Here is a 20,313-nt window from a genome sequence, read left to right as displayed (position 1 = left end):
CACAACTGCGGCAAATTGGCAATCGCTCATAGCAGGCGAAAGACGGTTGTGCGCAGGGGCATTCGGGCCCCGTTCACGTCGCATTTACAAATCCTCACAAAACCGAAGCCTCTGTGGCCGTCCGACAGGTTATGGTCCAGCTCGAAAATTCCCCACGTCCGAGAGGATCGGAGGCACGCATCATGACAGTCAAAGCAAGAACGCTAGTGAAGCTGGCGGGTAGCCTGTTGGTTCTGGGAGGGGCGGGTTTCCTTGTCGTGACCTCGCCCTGGACCTGGTCCGCAGTGAACGGCAGCCGCGAGCTGCCCGCGCTGGAAGGCGCAGATCTCGAGAATGGCCGCACCGTCTTCCTGGCCTCGGATTGCGCCACCTGCCATGCCAGCCCGGACGCGGAAGATGAAACCCATTTGGGCGGCGGCCGGTCGCTGGACACCGCCTTCGGCATCTTCCACATGCCCAACATCTCGCCCGATGAGGAAACCGGCATCGGCAGCTGGACCCTGGCCGAGTTCGACCGCGCGCTGCGCGAGGGCGTCGGCCCCGAGGGCGTGATGCCCGACGGCCAGAACCTGTATCCGGCCTTCCCCTATACCTCGTATCAGCGGCTGACCGGCGAGGATTCGCGCGACCTTTACGCCTATCTCATGTCGCTGCCCGCGGTCCGGTCCGACGTGCCCGATCACGAGCTGAAATTCCCCTACAACCTGCGCCGCGGCGTCGGCATCTGGCGGCTGGCCTTCCTTGACGGCGACGCCCTGACCCCCGGCGAGGTGCCGGACGGCGTCGACCCCGATGTCTATCACCGCGGCGAATATCTGGTCGAAGGCGCGGGCCACTGCGCCGAATGCCACTCGCCGCGCGGTCTGATGGGCGAGGTGATCGCCGACAAGCGCTATGGCGGCGGCCCGAACCCCGAGGGCACCGGCTGGTTCCCGAACATCTCGCCCGACCAGACCGGGATCGGCTACTGGTCGACGGCGCGGATCGCCAACTACCTGCATACCGGCAAGAACCCGATCGGCCGGATGGCCGATGGCGACATGGCCGAGGTCGTGGCCAATACCTCGCAGCTGCCGTTTTCGGACGTGCAGGCGATGGCGGTCTATCTGAAATCGGTGCCGCCGGTCGAGAACCGGGCGCCGGGCCAGCCCGCGCCGAACTATGCCGATCACGTGGTGATGCTGGACCAGGCCGTCGGCAAGGCGCCGCAACTGCCGGTCTCGGCCGCCTCCGCCATCGCGGCAGGCGACAGCGCTACCGTGGTCGAAACCAAGGATGTCTGGCTTGGCGCCGACATGGTCGCCACCGAGAACCAGCCCGACGGCAAGATCCTGGGCGGGGCCGCGGCCGAGGTCACGGCACGCGACGGCGACAAGGTGCAGCTGACGCTGCGCGGCTGGCAGATGGAAGACGCGCCGACGGTGCTCTACCAGGCCAAGGGCCAGCGGGTGATGATGGCGGTCTTCGACGATGCCGCCGCCGCCGCCGTGACGCGCGGCGCGCCCGAGGTCGCGGCCGCGACCGGCCAGAGCTGGGTGCCGGCCGAGATCGCGCTGTGGTCCGATGCCGGGGGCATGAACACCGATCGCGGCGCGGTCTGGGAGTACGGTCAGGACACCTTCCAGAAAGCCTGTGCCGCCTGCCACGTGCTGCCGCAGAAGACCCATTTCACGGCCAACCAGTGGATCGGGACGCTGAAGGCGATGCGCCGCTTCACCTCCTTCAGCGATGACCAGTACCGGCTGATCCTGGCCTATCTGCAGAACCACTCGAAGGATCTCAATGTCAGCAAGGAGACGGTGCAATGACCGAATTCCTCGTCGACATGAGCGAGGAAGAGGCCGCCGACCTGGCTTTCATGGCCGAATTCCTCGCCTCGCTTCTGCTGACCCCGCCCGACCGCGACTGCCTGCAGGCGCTGCGCTCGATGCAGGGACAGGTCTCGCTGGGCCGGATCGGAGGGTATCTGGGCGAGGAGACGGCGGTCGATGCGATCCGCCAGATCCTCACCGCGGGATCGGCCGAAGAGGTCGCGGTCTCGCTCGAACGTCGCCACACGGCCTTGTTCGAGGGCATCTTCCGGCAGCGCAGCCTGCCGCCCTATGCCAGCGCCTGGGACGGGACCGGACGGCTTTGCGGCCCCGCCGTGGGCCGGATGCAGCAGATCCTGCGCGATCTCGACATCCATCTCGAAGGCACCTCGGAGATGCCCGACCATATCGGCATCCAGCTGGCGACGCTGGCCGAGGCGCTGCGGCGCGGCCGCCCCGACATCGCGGCGCGGCTGCTGGACGAGCTTGACTGGTGCGCGCGCTTCGGCGCTGCGCTGATCAAGGCGGACGATACCGGTTTCTACGGTGCGCTGGCCCGGCTGGTGCTGGCATTCAAGACCCTGATGACGGCCGATGAGGCCGCCGCCCAACCCCTGCACGACCCCGCCACGGCGCGGATCTGAAAGGACAGGTCATGACTTCGACTTCCAATTCTTCCCTGACCCTTTCGAAGCGCAGCTTCCTGAAAGGATCGCTTGCCACCGGCCTCGGCTTTGCCGGGCTCCCGCTCTTCGGCCGCGGCGCCGCCGCCCAGGCCGCCAGCAAGGGGGTCGTCTCGGGCTGCCACTGGGGCGTCTTCTACGGCATGGTCGAGGACGGCCGCGCCGTCGAGTTCAAGCCCTGGGAGGGGGACCCCGCGCCCTCGCCGCAGCTGCCGGGCGTGCTCGACTCGCTCTACTCGGAATCGCGCATCCGCTATCCGATGGTGCGCCGCGCCTGGCTTGAACAGGGCCCCGGCGCCGATCCGGACGGCCGCGGCTCGGGCGATTTCGTCCGCGTCAGCTGGGAAAAGGCGATCGAGCTGGTCGCGGGCGAGATCACCCGCGTGCGCGAAACCTACGGTCATCCGGCGGTCTTTGCCGGGTCCTATGGCTGGAAGAGTCCGGGCAAGCTGCATAACTGCCAGACCCTGCTGCGCCGGATGCTGAACCTGACGGGCAGCTACACCAACTCGGTCGGCGACTATTCGACCGGGGCCGCGCAGGTGATCCTGCCCTATGTCTCGGGCTCGATCGAGGTCTATGAACAGTGCACCACCTGGGACAACCTCGCCGAGAATTGCGAGCTGATGGTGTTCTGGGGCGCCAACCCGCTGAACAACTCGGAAATCTGCTGGCAGGTCGCCGATCACGGCTCGTTCCGCGGCGTCGACCAGATCAAGGAGGCGGGCGTCGAGTCGATCTGCATCGACCCGGTCCGCACCGAGACCGCGCAGCATCTGGACAGCGAATGGATCGCGCCGGCGCCGCAGACCGACGTGGCGATGATGCTGGGCATCATGTATGCGCTGCAGGATGAAGGGCTGCATGACCAGGCCTTCCTCGACCGCTACACCGTCGGCTTCGACAAGTTCCTGCCCTATCTGCTGGGCGACACCGACGGCACGCCGAAGACGCCCGAATGGGCCGCGGAAATCTGCGGCGTTCCGGCCGACAAGCTGCGCGACCTGGCGCGGCGGTTCTCGTCCAAGCGCACCATGCTGGCGCTCGGCTATTCGACCCAGCGGCAGCACCATGGCGAACAGATCCACTGGGCGCTGATCACGCTGGCTTCGATGCTGGGTCAGATCGGGCTGCCGGGCGGCGGTTACGGGCTGAGCTATCACTATGCCTCGGGCGGCTCGCCGACCCATACCACGCCGATCCTGAAGGCCGTCGACGATGCCTCGGGGGTCAAGGTCGAAGGCGCGGCCTGGCTGGCGGCCAGCGGCGCGGTCTCGATCCCGGTCTCGCGGCTGGTCGAGACCCTGCTGAACCCGGGCAAGGTGATGCAGTTCAACGGCCACGAGGTCGAGCTGCCCGAGATCAAGCTGGCCTACTGGGCGGGCGGCAACCCGTTCTCGCACCATCAGGACCGCAACGAGATGCTGCGTGCCTGGCGCCAGCTCGACACCTTCATCGTGCATGACTTCCAGTGGACCGCCTCGGCGCGCCATGCCGATATCGTGCTGCCGGCGACCACCTCCTACGAGCGCAACGACATCGAGCAGGTCGGCGACTATGCGCTGAGCCATATCGTCCCGATGAAGAAGATCGTCGAGCCGGTCTTCGAGGCGCGGAGCGATTATGACATCTTCGCCGATATCGCCGACAAGCTGGGCCGGGGCTACGAGTTCACCCAGGGGCTCAGCGAGATGGACTGGATCCGCGGCTTCTACGAGGCCGCCAAGGTCGAGGCCCGCGCCAAGGGCATGGAAATGCCGGTCTTCGACGCGTTCTGGGACAGCAACAAGCCCTTGGCCTTCCCGCTGGCAGAGGCGCAGAAGGACTTTGTGCGGCATGCCGATTTCCGGGCCGATCCGCTGCTGAACGCGCTTGGCACCGCGTCAGGCAAGTTCGAGCTCTATTCGACCGCCATCGAGAAATACGGCTATGACGACTGTCCGCCGCATGCCACCTGGATGGAACCGATCGAGCGGCTGGGCGGGCCGACCACGCTCTACCCGCTGGCCGTGGCCTCGAACCACCCCGACCTGCGGCTGCACTCGCAGCTTTGCGGCACCAAGATCCGCGAGACCTATGCGGTGCAGGGTCGGGAACCGTGCTGGATGCATCCCGAGGATGCCGAGGCGCGTGGGCTGAGCGATGGCGAGGTGGTGCGGGTCTTCAACCAGCGCGGCCAGATCCTCGCCGGGCTTGTCATCACCGACGTGATCCGGCCCGGGGTGATCCGGGTCAGCGAGGGCGGCTGGTTCGATCCGGTCGAGCCGCGCAAGATCGGCAGCCTCTGTGCCTATGGCGACATCAACAACCTGACCACGGGCGTCGCCACGTCGAGACTGGCCCAGGCCAATTGCGGCCAGACCGCGATGGCCGAGGTCGAACGTTTTGAAGGTCCGTTGCCGCCGGTAACGGTCTTCAGCCAACCCGCCTGACCCAGACCCTGATCCGGGTCCGGGCGGACCGGGCAGGCCCGTCACTCTCACTCCCCCAGACGGGCCTGCCCTTCCATTTGCGAGGGCTTCTGCAATGCGCTTTGGCTATCTCATGTCCGAGGAACGCGGGGCGGCCAGCCTCGTTCTGGCCGAGACCGCGACGCTGCTTTCGGCGCAGGGGCTGCGGCTTGCGGGGGCGGTGCAGTTCAGTGCCGCCGATCCCGACGGGCATCCCTGCGATGGCGATCTGAAGGTGTTGCCCGACGGGCCGGTCCTGCAGCTGTCGCAGCCGCTGGGGCAGGGCGCGCGCGGGTGCCGGATGGATGCGGGCGCGGTCGAGACCGCGGCGGCCGAGGCCGCGCGCCATCTCGGGGGCGCGGCGCTGCTGATCGTCAACAAGTTCGGCAAGCTCGAGGCGGGCGGGCATGGGTTCGTGCCGCTGATCGCCGAGGCGCTCGAGCGCGACATTCCGGTACTGGTCGGCGTCAACGGGCTGAACCGGAGCGCCTTCGAGAGCTTCGCGGCCGGTCTGGCCGAGCCGGTCCTCGCCGAGACCGGCGCGGTGCTGGCCTGGCTTGGATATGCGCCCGCCATCGCCTCTGCCAATGTCCCGAACACGCCTCGGGCGCGCGCTTCGGCCTAGCCGGCAGGGCCGGGCCATGCTGCCTTGCAGCGCGCCCGGCGCCCGGCCCTGACCGGGTCCGTCATCTCCTCCGCTCTTCTTCCTCCCGCGCCCGTTCCGGTTGCGGAATGAGCAAGATTATGCCCGTTCTAAACTACTTGTTCGAGACGGGTTAAAATCCGCGCCCGGGACGCTAGCTTCGCCTGCGGAACGGAGGATGAATGACCTATAAGACAGCCGGTTACGGCCTTATCCTTGTGCTTGCGGCGAGTGTCGCCGGGGCCGAGACACTGACCTTCGCCCCCGCCGAGGGCAGCGAGCGCAGCTATCGCGTCGAGCTCTCGGTCCGGTCGGTCGAGCCGGACAGCCAGACCGTTCCGCTGGATCCTGAGCGGGTGTCTTTCCTGGCCCGGATCCGCGCGGCCGAGCGCGATGGCGACACTGTCGACCTGACATTGAACCCGCTCTGGCTGAAGACCCGGCTGGGCAGCCAGACCATGACCACGGCGGCTCCGCTTCCGGATCGGGTGCGGCAGGGCTTCGAGGCCGGGTTCGGCGCCCGGCTGGACCTTGCCACCGGCAGGCTGGGCGAGGTCCGGCCGCTGGGCGAGACCGAGGGGCCCGCCCCGATGCTTGGCGGTCTGCGCGAGCAGTTCGCCGCCGCTTTCCCGCCGGTCCCGATCGAGCTTGCCGAGGGCTGGAGCACCACGGTTCCCGAATATGGCGGGGTGCGGGATGTGACGATTACCGTGGATCACCTGACCGCGGACCGCGTCTTCCTGCGCTATGAGGGCGAGGATTTCATCGCACGGCTGGCGGGGCTGGTGGTGGTCGACCGCGACGAGGGCTGGGTCGAGCGGGCGGCGATCACCACCGATCGCCGTCTGGTGCCGGGCACGGATGAGAACGGGTCGCTGCGCGAGACCTTGGCGATTGCGCCGCGGGGCTATCCGGTTACGGTGCATGCCGATAACAGCATGCGCCCGGCCGAGTGGCGCGACATGCCCGAGCGGATCGAGCCGCCTGCGCCGCTGGCCAGCGAGGCCGAGGTGTTTCCCGGGGGGCCGGGGCGTCTGGTCGAGGATTTCGGCGGGCTGCGGCTGGAATTCGATCACCGGGCGGCGCAGTGGCGCAATATCGGGCGTTTCGCCCTTTCCGACCTGCGGCTCTTTGCCGGAGACCGGGCGCTGCACGTGCCCCTGACGGCGGAACCGCCGCTGACGCTGCCGAACTGGCGCGACCCCGAGGGCGTGCCGCAGATCTCGCGCAGCCTGCTGGACGCGACGACCCTGCGCGATGTCAGTCAGGATCTGGAGGCGGCGACCGAGCTGCGGGCCGATCTCGACTGGTACCCGGTCGCGCCCTTCGTGATGAGCCTGGTGCCGGATGCGACCGGCCATGCCGAGGCCAGCCGGGACGGGGCGCGCGCGGTGCTTGCCCCGGCGCCGGAGGGCTATGTGCTGACGCTGTCAGGCGCCGAGACAGACGTGTTCTCCTGGGCGCTGCCCGAGGGAAGCGGGGCGCAGGGCATGATCTTTGCCGGCGATCGCGGCCCCGACTGGCTGACCCCGGGCGAGAGCCTGGCGCGGCGCATCGCCTCGCCCGATTACAGCGCGATCCGGGTGCTGCTGCGCATGGAGGCCCCGCCCGAGGAACTGACGGTGCGCGTCGACCGCTATGCCGAGGTGCCCGCCGTCCGCCGCGAGATGCGGTTTTTGACCGAGGAGGGGCGGCGTCTCGATCCCGATACCGCGCCCGAGCGGCAGCCGCTGTTCCGGGATGGCCCGCCGCCCGCGGCCGAGGAGGTCGCGCCCGAGGGGCTGGAGAGCGGGGCGCTGCGCCTGCCTCTGGCCCCGGCCCAGGCCGCGCATTGCACCGCCAGCCTCGCGCCGCCCGCGACCGAGGGCGCCGAGACGCTCGTCTTCGTCCGGCGCAAGGCGGAGGATGCCGACGTGCTGGAGCTGCAGACCGGGGATGGTCAGCGCCGGCATTTCTACGGCCTCGGCAGCCGGGAGGTGACGCTGTCCTGCGACGCCACCCTCGCCTGGACCGGGGCCGGGGTGCAGCCGTCATCCGACCGGCCCTGGCGGATCGATCCGGCGGCGCTGGATATCGCCGATGACATGACCGTGGCCGAGCTGACGGAGCAGCTGCGCTTTGTCGATGCCGAGGGCGTGCCGCTGGCGCTGAGCGCGCCCGGGGGCGGGGCGCTGTCGCCCGATGACGGCATCCGGGAGGCGATATTCCCCGATGGCACGCTGCGGGTCGCCGGACCCCCCGCGAAGATCCTGCGCGCCGAGCTGACGCCCGAGCCGCTGAGCCGCAGCTTTGCGGTGAGCTTCCCCGATCTTCCGGTGCCGGAGGCGGCGGCGCAATGATCCGCGGAACCGCCACCGCGCTTGCCCTGCTGCTGGCCGTGCCGGGGCTTGCCGCGCCGGAAACCGGGGCGCCGCCTGCCGAGGCCGTGGCGGATGGGCAAGCGGTGGATGTCCGGACCGAGCACTGGCCCTCGGGCAAGCTCCGCAGCCAACGCCATTTCGTCGACGGGCGGGAAGTGGGCCTGTCGCGGCGCTGGTCCCGCGAGGGCGCCCTGATCCGCGAAACCCGGTTCTCGGATGATGGCAAGGTTCTGCATGACCGCCACTGGAAGGACGGCAAGCTGGTCCATGAGCGCCTGCCGGTGACCGTCGAGGGCCATGGCGCGGGCGAGAAGATCGTCGAGCGCTATGGCAGCATCACCGAAACCGACATCAGGGCCGAGGGCTACCGGCTGACCACCCGCCATCGCGGCGACGAGCTGATCGACCGCTCGGAGGTGATCGATGGCCAGATCCAGGGCCGCTACATCCTGACCGGGCGGATCGACAACGATGTCAGCCGTGTCACCTATGTCGACAACAAGCCCCACGGCCTTTTCACCCGGACCTGGCGGGGCGAGACGCTGGAGCGGGGCATGTACGATCACGGCACCCGCATCGGCGAATGGCTGCGGACAGAGCGCTACGGCACCACCATCCATGAGGTCTACGACCCCGAGGGGCGGCTTGACGGCCCGCGCCGCGAGATCGGCGCGAACGGCCAGCTGCGGCGGCTGGAAACCTATGTCCACGGCACGCTTGACGGCCCCTGGGAAGAGCGCGACCGCGAGGGCAGGCTGCTGTCGGGCGGGGCCTATTCCGAAGGCCAGAAGACCGGGCCCTGGCGCGAAGGCGGGTCCCATGGCGAGGAATACTGGCAGGGCAGCTATGCCGCGGGGCTGCGGAACGGCCCGTGGGAGCGGTTCGACGCGCAGGGCTATCGCCTCGAGCGGGCCCGCTACGAGGACGGCGCCCGGGACGGGCTGCGCTATCTCTTCCGCCCGGATGGCGCGGTCGGCGAGGTGCAGTCCTGGAAGGATGGCGAAAGGGACGGCCCCACCACCCGTTATGAAGATGGCCTGCCTGTCGGGCGCGATCTGTGGCGCGACGGCCGCCCGGTCCCAACCGGTCTGCCGCCGGAGGCGGAATGAGCCCCCTGCGCGCGACCCTGACCTGCCTGCGCAGGTTTGCCCGCTTCGGCGGCCGCGCCGGGCGGGCCGAATACTGGTGGTTTGTTCCGGCCTGCCTTCTGGCGCTGCTGGGCGCCGCCGCGCTGGACATGGTCCTGTTCCCGGCGGATCCCGACCGGGGGCTGCCCGATCGCAGGCCGCTTTCGGTCTTTGTCTCCTTCGTCCTGACGCTGCCCGCGCTGGCGGCGGGCTGGCGGCGCCTGCACGATGTCGGGCGCTCGGGCTGGTGGCTGCTGCTGCCCGGTGCCGCGCTGCTGGCCTTTCTGGTGCCGGCCGTCGCGATCCGCGGGATGTTGGCCCAGGCAACGGGCGGGAGCGCGCTCGATGTGATCCTGCTTGGCGCGCCGCTGGTCTCGCTGCTGTCCTGCATCTGGCTGATCGTGCAGCTGGCCCGGCCGGGAGAGCCCCATGAAAACCGCTTCGGCCCCGTGCCCGAAGCCTGACCGATTTTTCATCCAAAGAGGAGAAGAAGATGATGAAAAAACTGGCCCTGCCGCTTTTGGCCGCCACCGTGCTGGCAACCGCCGCGCATGCCGATGAACGCGAGGCGGCGGCGATTTCGGCCTTCGAGTCCTATTGCCTGGCCTCGGGCGGCGATCTTGGCAAGGCCATCGAGGCGCTGGACGCGTCCGACACCTTCGAAGATGGCCGCAAGAGCGGCTCGGGCAGTTTCGTGTATGCCAGCTATCTCGGGCCGGACGGGATCAATGCCTCGGTGATCATCGGGGGGAGCATGTCCGATGACAAATGCTCCATCATCCTGCAGAATGTCGCCGATCCGATGGCGCTGGCCGACGAGATGTCGCTGGACATGGCCAAGGCTGCCGGCGCCGAGCCGATGAAATGGGAAGGCTTCGGCGATTACGGCAAGGGCGCCTATGGCTATCAGCGCGATGACGGCGATGTCCTGGTGGCGCCGATGACCACCGGGATCTCGAACGATATCGTGCATATCAACTTCTACCCGACCTGAGGCCCGCCTCGGGGGCAGGGGGGCGATCCGTCGATCCCCGGCCCCCGGCCCCCGGCAGGCGACGGCCATGACCGGCGTTTCGGTCCCGGTCATGGCCTCAGGGCGGCGGCTCGTCCGGGCCTGCCGCCCTTGCATAGGGCGCGAAGGGTGCGCGGGCCGGATCGGCGGCCAGCGGACGGCCCAGCATCGGGAAGGCGCGCTGGGGGCAGCCGTTGCGGGGGCAGATCTTGCAGCCCGCTCCGATCGGCGTCGCCGCGGCCGGATCGGCCAGATCCAGCCCCTTGGAATAGACCAGCCGGCCGGCATGGGCGATGTCGCAGCCAAGCGCGACGGCGAAGGCCTTGCCGGGCGAGCCATGACGGCCGCGGCGGCTCTGCACCATGCGGGTGAGCCAGAAATAGCGCCGCCCCTCGGGCATTTCGGCGATCTGGGTCAGGATCTCTCCGGGCCGGTCGAAGGCCGAATGCACCCGCCAGAGCGGACAGCTTCCGCCGACTTTCGAGAAATGGAAATCGGTCGCGGACTGGCGTTTCGAGATGTTGCCCGCGCGGTCCACCCGCAGGAAGAAGAAGGGCACGCCCTGCATGCCGGGGCGCTGCAGCGTCGAGAGCCGGTGACAGGTGGCCTCGAAGCCCATGCCGAAGCGATGGCCGAGCCAGCCGATATCGTATCCCGACTCTTCGGCCGCGCGCCAGAAGGCGCCATAGGGCATCACCGCCGCGCCCGCGAAGTAATTGGCCAGCCCGATCCGGGCCAGCCGCCGGGCCTCTTCGCCCGAAAGCGCGCCGTCGCCGACCAGCCGGTCGATTTCCCCGGCGGCCTCGATCAGGCCGATCTGGGTCGCCGCCTGGAACGCCATCTGGCCGGGGCTCAGATCGCGGGACAGGCTCAGCTCGCGGCGGTCGGGATCGAAATGGCGCAGATCGCCGCCATCGGCCTCGTTCCGGCGCAGGACGATGCCGTGGCGGGTCTTCAGATGGGCGGCCAGCCCCGGCAGCGGGTCGCCCGGAACAAGGCCCGGGGTCAGGCCCGCGGCGCTTCCGGACAGCGTTTCGGCCAGGGCCTCGGCCTGGGCGTCGAGCCGGTCGAAGAAGTTGCGGTTGTCGTAGAAGAAATCCCGCACCTCCTCGAATGGCGCGGGCACCGGCATGGCGTCGGGCGCGCCCTGCGCCAGCGCCAGCGCGGCGGCGCGGTCCTCGGCCTCGCGCAGATGGCGGTGCAGCGCGACGACGCGGCGGGCCAGCGCGGGGGCGTTGTCGATCAGATCGCGGATCTCGGAGGCGCCCACCGCCGGTTCGCCGCCCTGCACCGCCTCGCGCAACTCGGCCAGCAGCCGGGCATCGCCCTCTTCGGAAAAGACCTGGATGTCGAGCCCGAAGGCCGCGTTGATCTTCAGGAGCACCTGCACCGTCAGCGGGCGCTGGTTGCGCTCGATCTGGTTGAGATAGCTGGGCGAGAGGCCGAGCCGCTCGGCCAGCGCCGCCTGGGTCAGCCCTCGGGTCTCGCGGAGCTGGCGCAGCCTGCCGCCGAGAAACGCCTTCTTCACGCCGGCCCCGTCCCGGGCTTCGCAATCTTCGCATATCGCGCGGAAAGATTTGCATTTCTTCGCATTTCAGTTCCTTTCCGGGTCTTTTCCGCATGATTATGCCCGGACAGGCTTTGACGCAATGCAAGGTTTGCAAATCCTGGCCTCTCGTCCCCGCCCCTGTCGGGGCCCAAGCCGGAGGGTCAGGTCAGGCTGCGCGACAGCATCCAGATGACCGAGAGGGCGAGGACCAGCGCCATGATGCGGTTGAAGGCGCGCATCTGCCCGTGACCGATGCGGGCGCCGCCCCAGGCCCAGGCCGCCAGCGACAGCCAGCAGATCGCCCCGAACAGCAGCGCGAAGACCGCCAGCCCGGTTGCGCGGTCCTCAAGCGGCAGCACGAAGGTCGACAGCGACGAGACCGCCGCCAGCCAGGCCTTGGGGTTCAGGCCCTGCACCACGGCGCCCGACCAGAAGCCCGGCGCCTGACGGATGCCGTCGCCCGAGATCCGGCCATCGTCGCGCAAGAGGGACCAGGCCATCCACAGCAGATAGAGCGAACCGATCACCGTCATCGGTCTGGCGATGGCCAGGATCCAGCCGGTGCCGGCCAGAATTCCGGTGCCGAAGACCACGAACAGCGCCAGAAAGCTGGCCGTGGCGCCGGTGACGAAGCGCAAGGCGCGACGCGCGCCATGGCGCGCGCCGGTCATCGCCCCGATGATGTTGACCGGCCCCGGCGTGGCCGAGGCGGCCAGCGCAAAGCCCGCCATGGCCAGCACGGTCTGAAGCGGCGGCATCAGCGCAGGAGCGGCAGGCGGCCGCAGATCCGGTCCACCGCCTTGCGCGGTCCGGCGATCAGGATCGCCTGCGGGGCATGGTCCGGCAGCGGCGCCGCCGCGATACGGGCGGAATAATCGGCATAGTCCCGCGCCTCGAAGGCCGCGCGCATATAGGCAAGGCGCAGGGGCAGGTCGGCCGCGGCGTCGAACAGCGCGGGCAGATCGGCTGCCGGGGCGCCAAGGACGGGCAGCGCGACCGAGGTGATCCCGGCCAGCGCGACGTCGTCTTGCGTCGGCGTGTCGGCCCCGACCAGATCGGGGCGCGTCTTGCCCAGGCTCATGCCCAGAACGGCGGCGAAATTGGCCTTCAGGCCGGTGGGCAGGGTTTCATCCAGAATGATGACCGGTTTCAGTGACATGGCAAGATCCTTTTGGCGCCTGCCCTGCCATGCGGGACGCGTCCGGGTCTTGGATGAAATTGACCTTCAGTGCCGGATCAGGGCGCCGGGGGTCACCCCGTAATGACGCCGGAACTGGCGGATCAGATGCGCCTGATCGCAGAACCCGGCCTCGGCCGCGGCCTCGGCCGCGGCCACCCCGTCCAGCAGCAGGCGGCGGGCACGATCCACGCGGATGCGCATCACATGGCCATGCGGGGTGAGCCCGGTGGCGCGGCGCGCGCTGCGGATCAGGTAGGAGGGGGTCAGCCCGACCGCCCCGGCCAGATCGGTCAGGCTGAGATCGTCGCCCTCGGCGACCGCGGCCTCGATCCGGTCCAGCATCGCGCGGATGGCGGCGGGCTCGCGGCCCGGCTTGCGCAGCTCGGCACGCCCGTAATGGGAAAAGGCCTGGGCCAGAACCTCATGCACGGCCTCTTCGGTCGCCAGCTTCCGGTCCGCCGCCCGCGCGTCGTTCAGGCAGACCGCCAGCCGGGCCAGCGCCCGGGTCAGGGCGAAATCGCGATCCTGCGGGGCGATCTCGGCAAAGCCGCGAAGCTGTCGCAAGCCCAGCACGTCGCGCACCGCCCCCTCGGAGGCATAGACCATGTTGTAGCGCACGAGGCCCACCGCCGCGTGACCGGTATGGGCCTCTTCCGGGTTCATCAGCGAGAGCGAGCCGGCCGGCAGCACCATGTTTTCGCCCCGGCACAGATAGCCGCCCGCGCCCTCGGAAATCGCGCCGATGGCAAAGCCCTCATGCGCGTGGCGGGGAAAGGTCTGGGTGCTGAAGGCGGCTTCGAAAAGCTCGATGCCGCCGAGCCAGCTGATGTGATGATAGCGGTTGCGCTGCATCCGGCCGACATATCATTCCTTCGCCCGTCCCGTGAAGGGCGGCGCGCGCTTGCGGGATGGACCGGCGGCCGCGCGGCTGTTGCCGGTCCGCGGGGCGCGGAGCGCGGCGAAAGCGGCCGGGCGACGACCGGCAAGGCGGTCCCGCCCGACTTCACCTTTGCCGCGCCGCCGGGTCGGCAGGGCTAGAGCAGGAGCGCCATCGGGTCTTCGAGCCCCTGCCGGATCTCGGCCAGAAGCTGCGCCCCCAGCGCGCCGTCGACCGAGCGGTGATCGACCGACAGCGTCAGGCTCATCACCGGGGCCAGCACGATCTGGTCGCCCCGGCCGACCGGCCGCCTTTCGGCCGCGCCCGCCGCGAGAATGCAGCTTTGCGGCGGATTGACGATGGCCGAGAAGCTGCGCACCCCGTACATGCCCAGATTCGAGACCGAGAAGCCGCCGCCCTGATAGTCCTCGGGCCTCAGCGTTCCGGCGCGGGCGCGGGCGGCCAGATCCTTCATCTCGGCCGAGAGCGTGCCGAGGCTCATCCGGTCGGCGCCGCGCAGGATCGGCGTCATCAGCCCGCCATCGGTCGCGACCGCGACCGCGATGTCGATCTCCGAGAGCTGCCAGATCTCGTCGCCGCGCCAGATCACATTGGCCTCGGGCAGGCGGGCGAGCGCGCGCGCCGCGGCCTTGACGATGAAGTCGTTGACCGAGATCCGCGCGGGGCCCTCGCGGCCCTCGTTCACCTGCGCGCGCAGCGCCATCAGCGCCTCGAGATCGGCCTCGGCCTCGAGGTAGAAATGCGGGATGGTCTGCTTGGCCTCGGACAGGCGCCGGGCGATGGTGCGGCGCATCTGCGAGACCGGGCGGGCCTCGTAAGGGCCGAGGCCGGGCGGGATCGTCGCCGCTTCGGGGGCCGGTTCGGGCGCGGGCGCCGGTTCGGCCGTGGTTTGGGTTGGCGCGCTGGCGATCAGCCGCTCGATATCGACCCGGACGATGCGGCCCTTGGGCCCCGAGCCCGCAAGCCCGTCCAGCGCCAGTCCCGCCTGTGCCGCCAGCCGCCGGGCCAGCGGCGAGGCGCGGGGGCGGTCGGGCTCCGCCGCCGGACCCATGGCGGGGGCCATCGCGGCGGGCGCAGAAGCAGAAGCAGGAGCGGGGGCAGGGGGTGTGGCCTCGGGGGCTGGCGTCGGCAGGGTTTCACCCTCGGCCAGCAGCACCGCGATCACCTGGCCGACATCGGCCCGGGCGCCCGCCGCGACGGCGAGCCGGCCGACGCGCCCCGGGGCCTCGGCCTCGAGCTCCATCGTGGCCTTGTCGGTCTCGACCTCGGCCAGCGGCTGGCCCTTCTCGACCCGGTCGCCGGGGCCGACCAGCCAGGCCGCGATGACGGCATCTTCCATCCCGGCCGAAAGCGCGGGCAGCGTAAGCTCGGTGGCCATGTCTGTCTCCTTGTCTGTGGGGGCGGGGTCTGTGCGCTCAGGCCTCGGTCATTCGGCGGCGAGCGGCAGGCCCTGGGCGGCCATCGCCGCCCGGATCGCCTCGGCGATATCGGCGGGACGGGCACAGGCCGCGGCCTCGAGCACCTTCGAGATCGAGGGCGAGGCCTCGCCGCCCGTCACCCGCTGCACCGGCTGGTCGAGCCAGTCGAAGACCCGGCGCTGCAGCTCGTCGGCCAGCATGCCGCCATAGGAGGTGCCGCGCGCGCCCTGTTCGACGATCAGCACGTTGTTGGTCTTGCGGATCGAGGCCTCGATGGTCTCCCAGTCGAGGCTGGCGCGGTCGAGGCTGCGCAGATCGATGATCTCGGCATCGACGCCGAGGTCTTCGACCACCTGGCGGGTCTTCTCGACCATGGCCAGATAGGTCAGGATCGTCAGCCGCGCGCCCGGGCGCACCACCTTGGCCTTGCCGAGCGGGATGCAGTAATCGAGATCGTCGACGGGGCCCGCGCCTTTCGAGGCGTAGAGATCGACATGTTCGATCACCAAGACCGGGTCGTCGCAGCGCAGCGCCGAATTCATCAGCCCGACATAGTCGAAGGGCGTCGAGGGGGCGACGATGCGCCAGCCCGGGGCGGTGGCGAAGATGCCCGCCGGGTCCATCGAATGCTGCGAGCCGTAGCCCGTGCCCATCGCGACCTTGGTGCGCAGCACCAGCGGCATCGGACTGTCGCCGCCGAACATGTGCCGGGCCTTGCCGATCTGGTTGAAGACCTGGTCGGCCGCGACCCACATGAAATCGGGATACATGAACTCGATCACCGGGCGCACGCGGCCATCGGCGGCCATGCCGGCGGCAAGCCCGGTAAAGGCGTTCTCGGCGATGGGCGTGCCGAGGCAGCGGTCGGGGAAGTCCTGCGACAGCCCGCGCGTCGCGCCATTGGTGCCGCCCTTCAGCCGGTGCACATCCTCGCCCAGCACGACGACGCGCTCGTCGGTATCCATCCGCCGGTGCATGACGGCCGCGACCGCGTCGATGAACTTGGCATTGGGATCGAGCGCGCCCGAAAAGCTGTGCTCTTCCTCGTAGCGGGCGCCGTCCATCTCGCTCAGATCGCCGCGCAGCCCGGCATCGCGGAAGCTTTCCTCGGGCCAGAGCGACGGGATGACCCGGGTCTTGCCGTCCACGGTCTCGGTCAGCTCGCCCGCGATCTCTTCCATCATCGTCTCGCAGCGGGCGCGCAGCCCCGCCACCGCCGCCTCGCCGATGATCTGGCGGCCCTGCAACAGGCCGGCCAGCGCCTCGATCGGGTCGCGGGCGCGCCATTCGGCCTCTTCGGCCTTGTCGCGATAGCCGAAGGCAGAGCCGGGCAGGGGGCCGTTCTGGTGGAAATAGCGGTAAAGATCGGCCTCGATCACCACCGGGCCCTCGCCCGAGCGCATGATCCGGTTGGCCTCATGCGAGGCGATCAGGACCGACAGCGCGTCCATGCCGTCGACCTTGAAGGCGGGGATGCCGAAGGCGAGGCCGCGGGCCGAGAGCCGCGGCTCGGCGGTGGCCTCGTTGACATGGGTCGAGACGGCGTAGCGGTTGTTTTCGATGAAGAAACAGATCGGCAGTTTCCACGCGGCGGCAAGGTTCATGGTTTCGAGAACCGAGCCGATATTGACCGCGCCATCGCCGAAATAGGTGTAGACGACATCGCCGGTTCCGGCCTGCTGATGCGCCCAGGCCGCGCCCGCCGCCATCGGCACGCCGCCGCCGACAATGGCATTGGTGCCAAGGTTCCCGGCCTCGGCCCAGCGAAGATGCATCGAGCCGCCCCGGCCCCGGCAGAAGCCCTGCGACAGCCCCATGATCTCGGCCAGGGTCTTCTTCGACAGGTCGCGGATCTCGCCGTCGAACTCGGCCTCGGGGTCGATCCCGGCCTCGGCGACATAGGCCAGCGCCTTGGCCAGGAACTGGTGATGCGCCCGGTGCGAGCCGTTGACCTGGTCGGTCGGCCGCATCGCCAGCGCCGAGCCGACCGCGCCGCCCTCCTGCCCGATGGCGGAATGGGCGGGGCCGTGGACGAGGCCGTGGCCGGCGAGGTCCAGAACCTTCTCCTCGAAGGCGCGGATCAGGCAGAGCTGGGCCAGCATGGTGCGCCCGGTCTCGGGGTCGAGCGCGGTGCGGTCGGCCTCGGTCGCGCGGATCTCGCGCCAGGGGGCCAGCGGGGTGAGGTCGGTGATGTCGGGCATGAGGGGGCTCCGGGGATAGGGGGTCAGGCGGCGAGAAAGCCGCCATCGACGGGCAGCACGGTGCCGGTGATGAAGCTGGCGCGGTCCGAGGCGAGAAAGAGGATGGGCGCGACCAGCTCGGCCTGGGTCCCGATCCGGCCCAGCATGGCGCGGCTCAGGAACCAGTCGGCGCCGCCGGGGCGGGCCAGTTGCGCGGTTGCCATCTCGCTGTCCATTATGCCGGGGGCGACGGCGTTGACGCGGACCCCGTGCGGGGCCAGATCGCGCGCCATGGCCTGGGTCAGCGAGCGGATCGCGCCCTTGGAGGTCACGTAACCGGCGGTCGAGCCGCCCGCGACGAAGCCCGCGACCGAGGACAGCTGCACGACATTGCCGCGCCGGGCGATCAGGGCCGGGGTCAGGGCGCGGGCGATGTTGAAGGCGCCGCCCAGATTGACCGCGATCACCCGGTCCCAGACCTCGGCCTGAGCGGGGTCGTCGAAGGTGGCGCGACCGGCGACACCGGCATTGCTGACCAGCACGTCGAGCCCGTCAAGCGTTGCCGCCAGCGCCTCGACGGCCGCGCGGTCGGTGACGTCGAGCGGGATCGCGCGGGCCGTCAGCCCACGGGCGCCGAGCGCCTCGGCGGTGGCGCTCAGCGTCTCGGGGTCGATATCGGTCAGCAGCGTCTCGGCCCCGGCCTCGGCGAAGCCTTCGGCAATGGCGGCGCCAAGACCCCGGCCCGCGCCGGTGACAAGCACGCGTTTCCCTGTGAAATCGGTCATGGGGCCCTCCTCAGGCCATGTGCAGGCCGCCATTGACCTGCAGCGTCTCGCCGGTGATGAACCCGGCCGCGTCGGAACAGAGAAAGGCGATGGCGGCGGCCACTTCCTCGGCCCGGCCGAGCCGTTTGAGGGGCGTGTTGGCCAGCGTCGCCTCGGCCCGTGTCTTCATGTAATCGCCGATCATCGGGGTCTCGATGATGCCGGGGGCGACGCCGTTGACGCGGGTCTTCGGCCCCAGCTCGTTGGCGAGGCTGCGGGTCAGCGACACCATCGCGCCCTTCGAGGCGCCGTAATGGGCATTGGTCAGCGCGCCGCGATAGGCCGCCATCGAGGACAGGGTCACGATGGAGGAGCCTTCGCGCAGATGCGGCACCGCGCGGCGCAGCAGGTAGAACACCCCGTCGAGATTGATCGAGAGCGTCCGGCGCCAGGCGGCATCGGTCATCTCGCCGAAGGGTTCGGCCAGGTAGATGCCCGCCGAGGGCACGACATGGTCGATGCCGCCGAATTCGGCCACGGCCTCGTCGATCAGCGCCTGGGCGGCATCGGGATCGGCGGCGTCGATCTGCTGGCAGATCCGCGCACCCGGCCCGGGCAGGGTGGCGGCGAAGCCTTCCAGCGGCGCGAGATCGCGATCGGCCAGCAGAAGATGCGCGCCGCCTTGGGCGAAGATCCGGGCCACGGCGCGGCCGATGCCGCCATTGGCCCCGGTCAGGATCAGCGAACGGCCGGTGAAGTCGAATGTGACGGGGGCACGCGCCGGGGGCGTGCTGTCGCGGTCGGGCATCGCCGATCCTCCCTGATGGCTGCCTTTGGTCGGGACAGTTGCATAAATTGGTCGGACCAGTCAACATGACTCCTGCGTCCTTTTGCGGGAAGACCGGCGCCAGACTGTGGCTTCATCCAATGCAGCAAGGGTGTTAGGCTTCTCCGCTCCGGTCTGACCGGATGGCTGGCGCAGGCCGGATCCGGGGCAGGCCCGGATGGGACAAGGTGGATAAGGGGACGGGCGATGGGCAGGGACCTGCCGGACGATATCGCGGCACGGCTGGGCCGGAGGCTTGCGGGCGGCGAGTTCGGGGCCGGGGAACGGCTGCCGAGCGAACGCGCGCTGGCGGCCGAATACGGGGTGTCGCGGGCGGTGGTGCGCGAGGCGCTGTCGCATCTGAAATCCGACGGGCTGGTCGAGGCCCGGGCCGGGTCGGGCGTCTTCGTCACGGAGAATCGCGAGGCGCGGTCGTTCCGGATGACCGGGCTCGATCTCGACGGCACCGAGGCGCTGGCGCAGGTGATGGAACTGCTCGAGGCGGTCGAGGTGGCGGCGACGCGCTCGGCCGCGCTGCACCGGGACGCGGCCGATCTGAAGGCGATCCGGCGGGCGCTGATCGGGATGGAATATGCCATTGCCAGCGACGAGCTGGGCGACGAACAGGATTTCGCCTTTCATCAGGCCATCGTCGAGGCCACCCATAACCCGCATTTCGTCTCGCTCTGCAAGCATCTGGAATTCGGCGCGCGCGACGTGATCCGGAAGGCCCGCGCCAATACCCGCGCCAACCTGTCGGATCTGCTGGACGCGGTGCAGGCCGAACATCAGGCGATCTACCGGGCGATTGCCGAGGGCGACCCGGAGGCCGCCGCCGCCGCCGCCGCCTGCCATCTGCGAAATGCGGCCGAGCGGACCCAGCTTTACCGGCACCGGGAGCGCGGGGCATGAGCGGGGTGCATGAGGGCGGCTGCCTCTGCGGCGCGGTGCGGTTCCGCGTCACCGGGGACTTCGGGCATTTCTTCCTGTGCCATTGCGCGCGCTGCCGCCATGACAGCGGCTCGGCCTTCGCGGCGACGCTGTTCTCGGGGGCGGCGCGGCTCGACTGGCTGTCCGGGCGGGAGGAGGTGCGGACCTTTCGGCTGGAGGGCAGCCGCCATGGGCGGGCCTTTTGCGGGCGCTGCGGCTCGGCATTGCCGCTGGAGACCGAGGGCGCGGGGTTGGCGGTGCCGGCCGGGTGCCTTGACGGCGATCCGGGGATCGCGCCCGGGGCGCATATCTGCTGGGCCGATCGCGCGGTCTGGGAGGATGCGCTGGAGCATGTCCCCCGCATCGCCGGGCTGCCGGGCGCGGGGTGAGCTCCGGAACGGGGGGCGCCGCCCTCCCGTTTCGGAAGGACGGCGCCGGGAACGGGCCGGGGCGCGGAAAGCCCGGTCGGGCCGGGAGGGAGC

General features: G+C 69.8%; 18 protein-coding genes. 10 read left to right on the top strand and 8 right to left on the bottom strand.

Going from position 1 to position 20,313, the window contains the following annotated elements; genetic code table 11:
- Window positions 1-182 precede the first annotated feature (182 nt).
- The 8 genes from A6W98_RS19835 to A6W98_RS19800 all read left to right on the top strand — a co-directional run bounded on the left by A6W98_RS19835 (window position 183) and on the right by A6W98_RS19800 (window position 10,068).
- Window positions 183-1,808: a c-type cytochrome gene (locus A6W98_RS19835; protein ID WP_042465862.1), complete on the top strand. Its 1,626-nt coding sequence runs from the start codon at window positions 183-185 to the stop codon at window positions 1,806-1,808.
- Window positions 1,805-2,455, top strand: coding sequence for a TorD/DmsD family molecular chaperone (locus tag A6W98_RS19830; protein WP_042465861.1), 651 nt, complete (start codon window positions 1,805-1,807; stop codon window positions 2,453-2,455). Before A6W98_RS19835 ends, A6W98_RS19830 begins: the two co-directional genes overlap by 4 nt.
- Window positions 2,456-2,466: 11 nt before the next feature.
- A complete protein-coding gene (gene torA, locus A6W98_RS19825; RefSeq protein WP_042465859.1) occupies window positions 2,467-4,926 on the top strand; it encodes a trimethylamine-N-oxide reductase TorA in 2,460 nt (819 codons plus the stop codon).
- A 94-nt stretch (window positions 4,927-5,020) separates the two neighbouring features.
- Window positions 5,021-5,569: a DUF2478 domain-containing protein gene (locus A6W98_RS19820; protein ID WP_042465857.1), complete on the top strand. Its 549-nt coding sequence runs from the start codon at window positions 5,021-5,023 to the stop codon at window positions 5,567-5,569.
- 200 nt (window positions 5,570-5,769) lie between these two features.
- On the top strand, window positions 5,770-7,926 hold the full coding sequence (locus A6W98_RS19815; protein ID WP_042465856.1) for a hypothetical protein: 2,157 nt from the start codon (window positions 5,770-5,772) through the stop codon (window positions 7,924-7,926).
- Window positions 7,923-9,056 (top strand): toxin-antitoxin system YwqK family antitoxin, encoded by a 1,134-nt coding sequence (locus A6W98_RS19810; protein WP_042465854.1) that lies wholly within the window; start codon window positions 7,923-7,925, stop codon window positions 9,054-9,056. The genes A6W98_RS19815 and A6W98_RS19810 overlap by 4 nt, the downstream gene beginning before the upstream one ends.
- A complete protein-coding gene (locus A6W98_RS19805) occupies window positions 9,053-9,538 on the top strand; it encodes a DUF805 domain-containing protein (protein ID WP_052678178.1) in 486 nt (161 codons plus the stop codon). The genes A6W98_RS19810 and A6W98_RS19805 overlap by 4 nt, the downstream gene beginning before the upstream one ends.
- 29 nt (window positions 9,539-9,567) lie before the next feature.
- Window positions 9,568-10,068, top strand: a complete 501-nt coding sequence (locus A6W98_RS19800) for a hypothetical protein (RefSeq protein WP_042465852.1) — start codon at window positions 9,568-9,570, stop codon at window positions 10,066-10,068.
- 97 nt (window positions 10,069-10,165) lie between these two features.
- Here the strand turns inward: A6W98_RS19800 and A6W98_RS19795 are convergent, their stop codons facing one another.
- The 8 genes from A6W98_RS19795 to A6W98_RS19760 all read right to left on the bottom strand — a co-directional run bounded on the left by A6W98_RS19795 (window position 10,166) and on the right by A6W98_RS19760 (window position 18,883).
- On the bottom strand, window positions 10,166-11,614 hold the full coding sequence (locus tag A6W98_RS19795; RefSeq protein ID WP_042465849.1) for a short-chain fatty acyl-CoA regulator family protein: 1,449 nt from the start codon (window positions 11,612-11,614) through the stop codon (window positions 10,166-10,168).
- Window positions 11,615-11,796: 182 nt separating this feature from the next.
- A complete protein-coding gene (locus A6W98_RS19790) occupies window positions 11,797-12,393 on the bottom strand; it encodes a LysE family translocator (protein WP_042465847.1) in 597 nt (198 codons plus the stop codon).
- The gene (locus tag A6W98_RS19785; RefSeq protein WP_052678177.1) at window positions 12,393-12,794 is read right to left on the bottom strand and encodes a DUF2000 domain-containing protein; all 402 of its coding nucleotides are present in this window, start codon (window positions 12,792-12,794) and stop codon (window positions 12,393-12,395) included. The genes A6W98_RS19790 and A6W98_RS19785 overlap by 1 nt, the downstream gene beginning before the upstream one ends.
- Window positions 12,795-12,860: 66 nt before the next feature.
- A complete protein-coding gene (locus tag A6W98_RS19780) occupies window positions 12,861-13,667 on the bottom strand; it encodes an AraC family transcriptional regulator (protein ID WP_042465845.1) in 807 nt (268 codons plus the stop codon).
- A 182-nt stretch (window positions 13,668-13,849) separates the two neighbouring features.
- On the bottom strand, window positions 13,850-15,091 hold the full coding sequence (locus A6W98_RS19775) for a dihydrolipoamide acetyltransferase family protein (RefSeq protein WP_042465843.1): 1,242 nt from the start codon (window positions 15,089-15,091) through the stop codon (window positions 13,850-13,852).
- A gap of 48 nt (window positions 15,092-15,139) precedes the next feature.
- A complete protein-coding gene (locus A6W98_RS19770; RefSeq protein ID WP_042465840.1) occupies window positions 15,140-17,332 on the bottom strand; it encodes an alpha-ketoacid dehydrogenase subunit alpha/beta in 2,193 nt (730 codons plus the stop codon).
- A 23-nt stretch (window positions 17,333-17,355) separates the two neighbouring features.
- The gene (locus tag A6W98_RS19765; RefSeq protein ID WP_042465838.1) at window positions 17,356-18,096 is read right to left on the bottom strand and encodes an SDR family NAD(P)-dependent oxidoreductase; all 741 of its coding nucleotides are present in this window, start codon (window positions 18,094-18,096) and stop codon (window positions 17,356-17,358) included.
- A gap of 10 nt (window positions 18,097-18,106) precedes the next feature.
- Window positions 18,107-18,883 carry an SDR family NAD(P)-dependent oxidoreductase gene (locus tag A6W98_RS19760; RefSeq protein ID WP_042465837.1) on the bottom strand — a complete coding sequence of 259 codons (777 nt, stop codon included), beginning with the start codon at window positions 18,881-18,883 and terminating at the stop codon, window positions 18,107-18,109.
- A 225-nt stretch (window positions 18,884-19,108) separates the two neighbouring features.
- Between A6W98_RS19760 and A6W98_RS19755 the strand changes: the two genes are divergently transcribed.
- Complete coding sequence (locus tag A6W98_RS19755; RefSeq protein ID WP_042465835.1) at window positions 19,109-19,813, top strand: FadR/GntR family transcriptional regulator; 705 nt, start codon at window positions 19,109-19,111, stop codon at window positions 19,811-19,813.
- Window positions 19,810-20,220: a GFA family protein gene (locus tag A6W98_RS19750; RefSeq protein WP_042465833.1), complete on the top strand. Its 411-nt coding sequence runs from the start codon at window positions 19,810-19,812 to the stop codon at window positions 20,218-20,220. Before A6W98_RS19755 ends, A6W98_RS19750 begins: the two co-directional genes overlap by 4 nt.
- Window positions 20,221-20,313: the final 93 nt, after the last annotated feature.

It is taken from the genome of Rhodovulum sulfidophilum DSM 1374, from assembly GCF_001633165.1.
GTDB lineage: Bacteria > Pseudomonadota > Alphaproteobacteria > Rhodobacterales > Rhodobacteraceae > Rhodovulum > Rhodovulum sulfidophilum.
The sequence above is the reverse complement of the archived record's forward strand: the minus strand, read 5'-3'. Positions and strand labels throughout refer to the sequence as shown.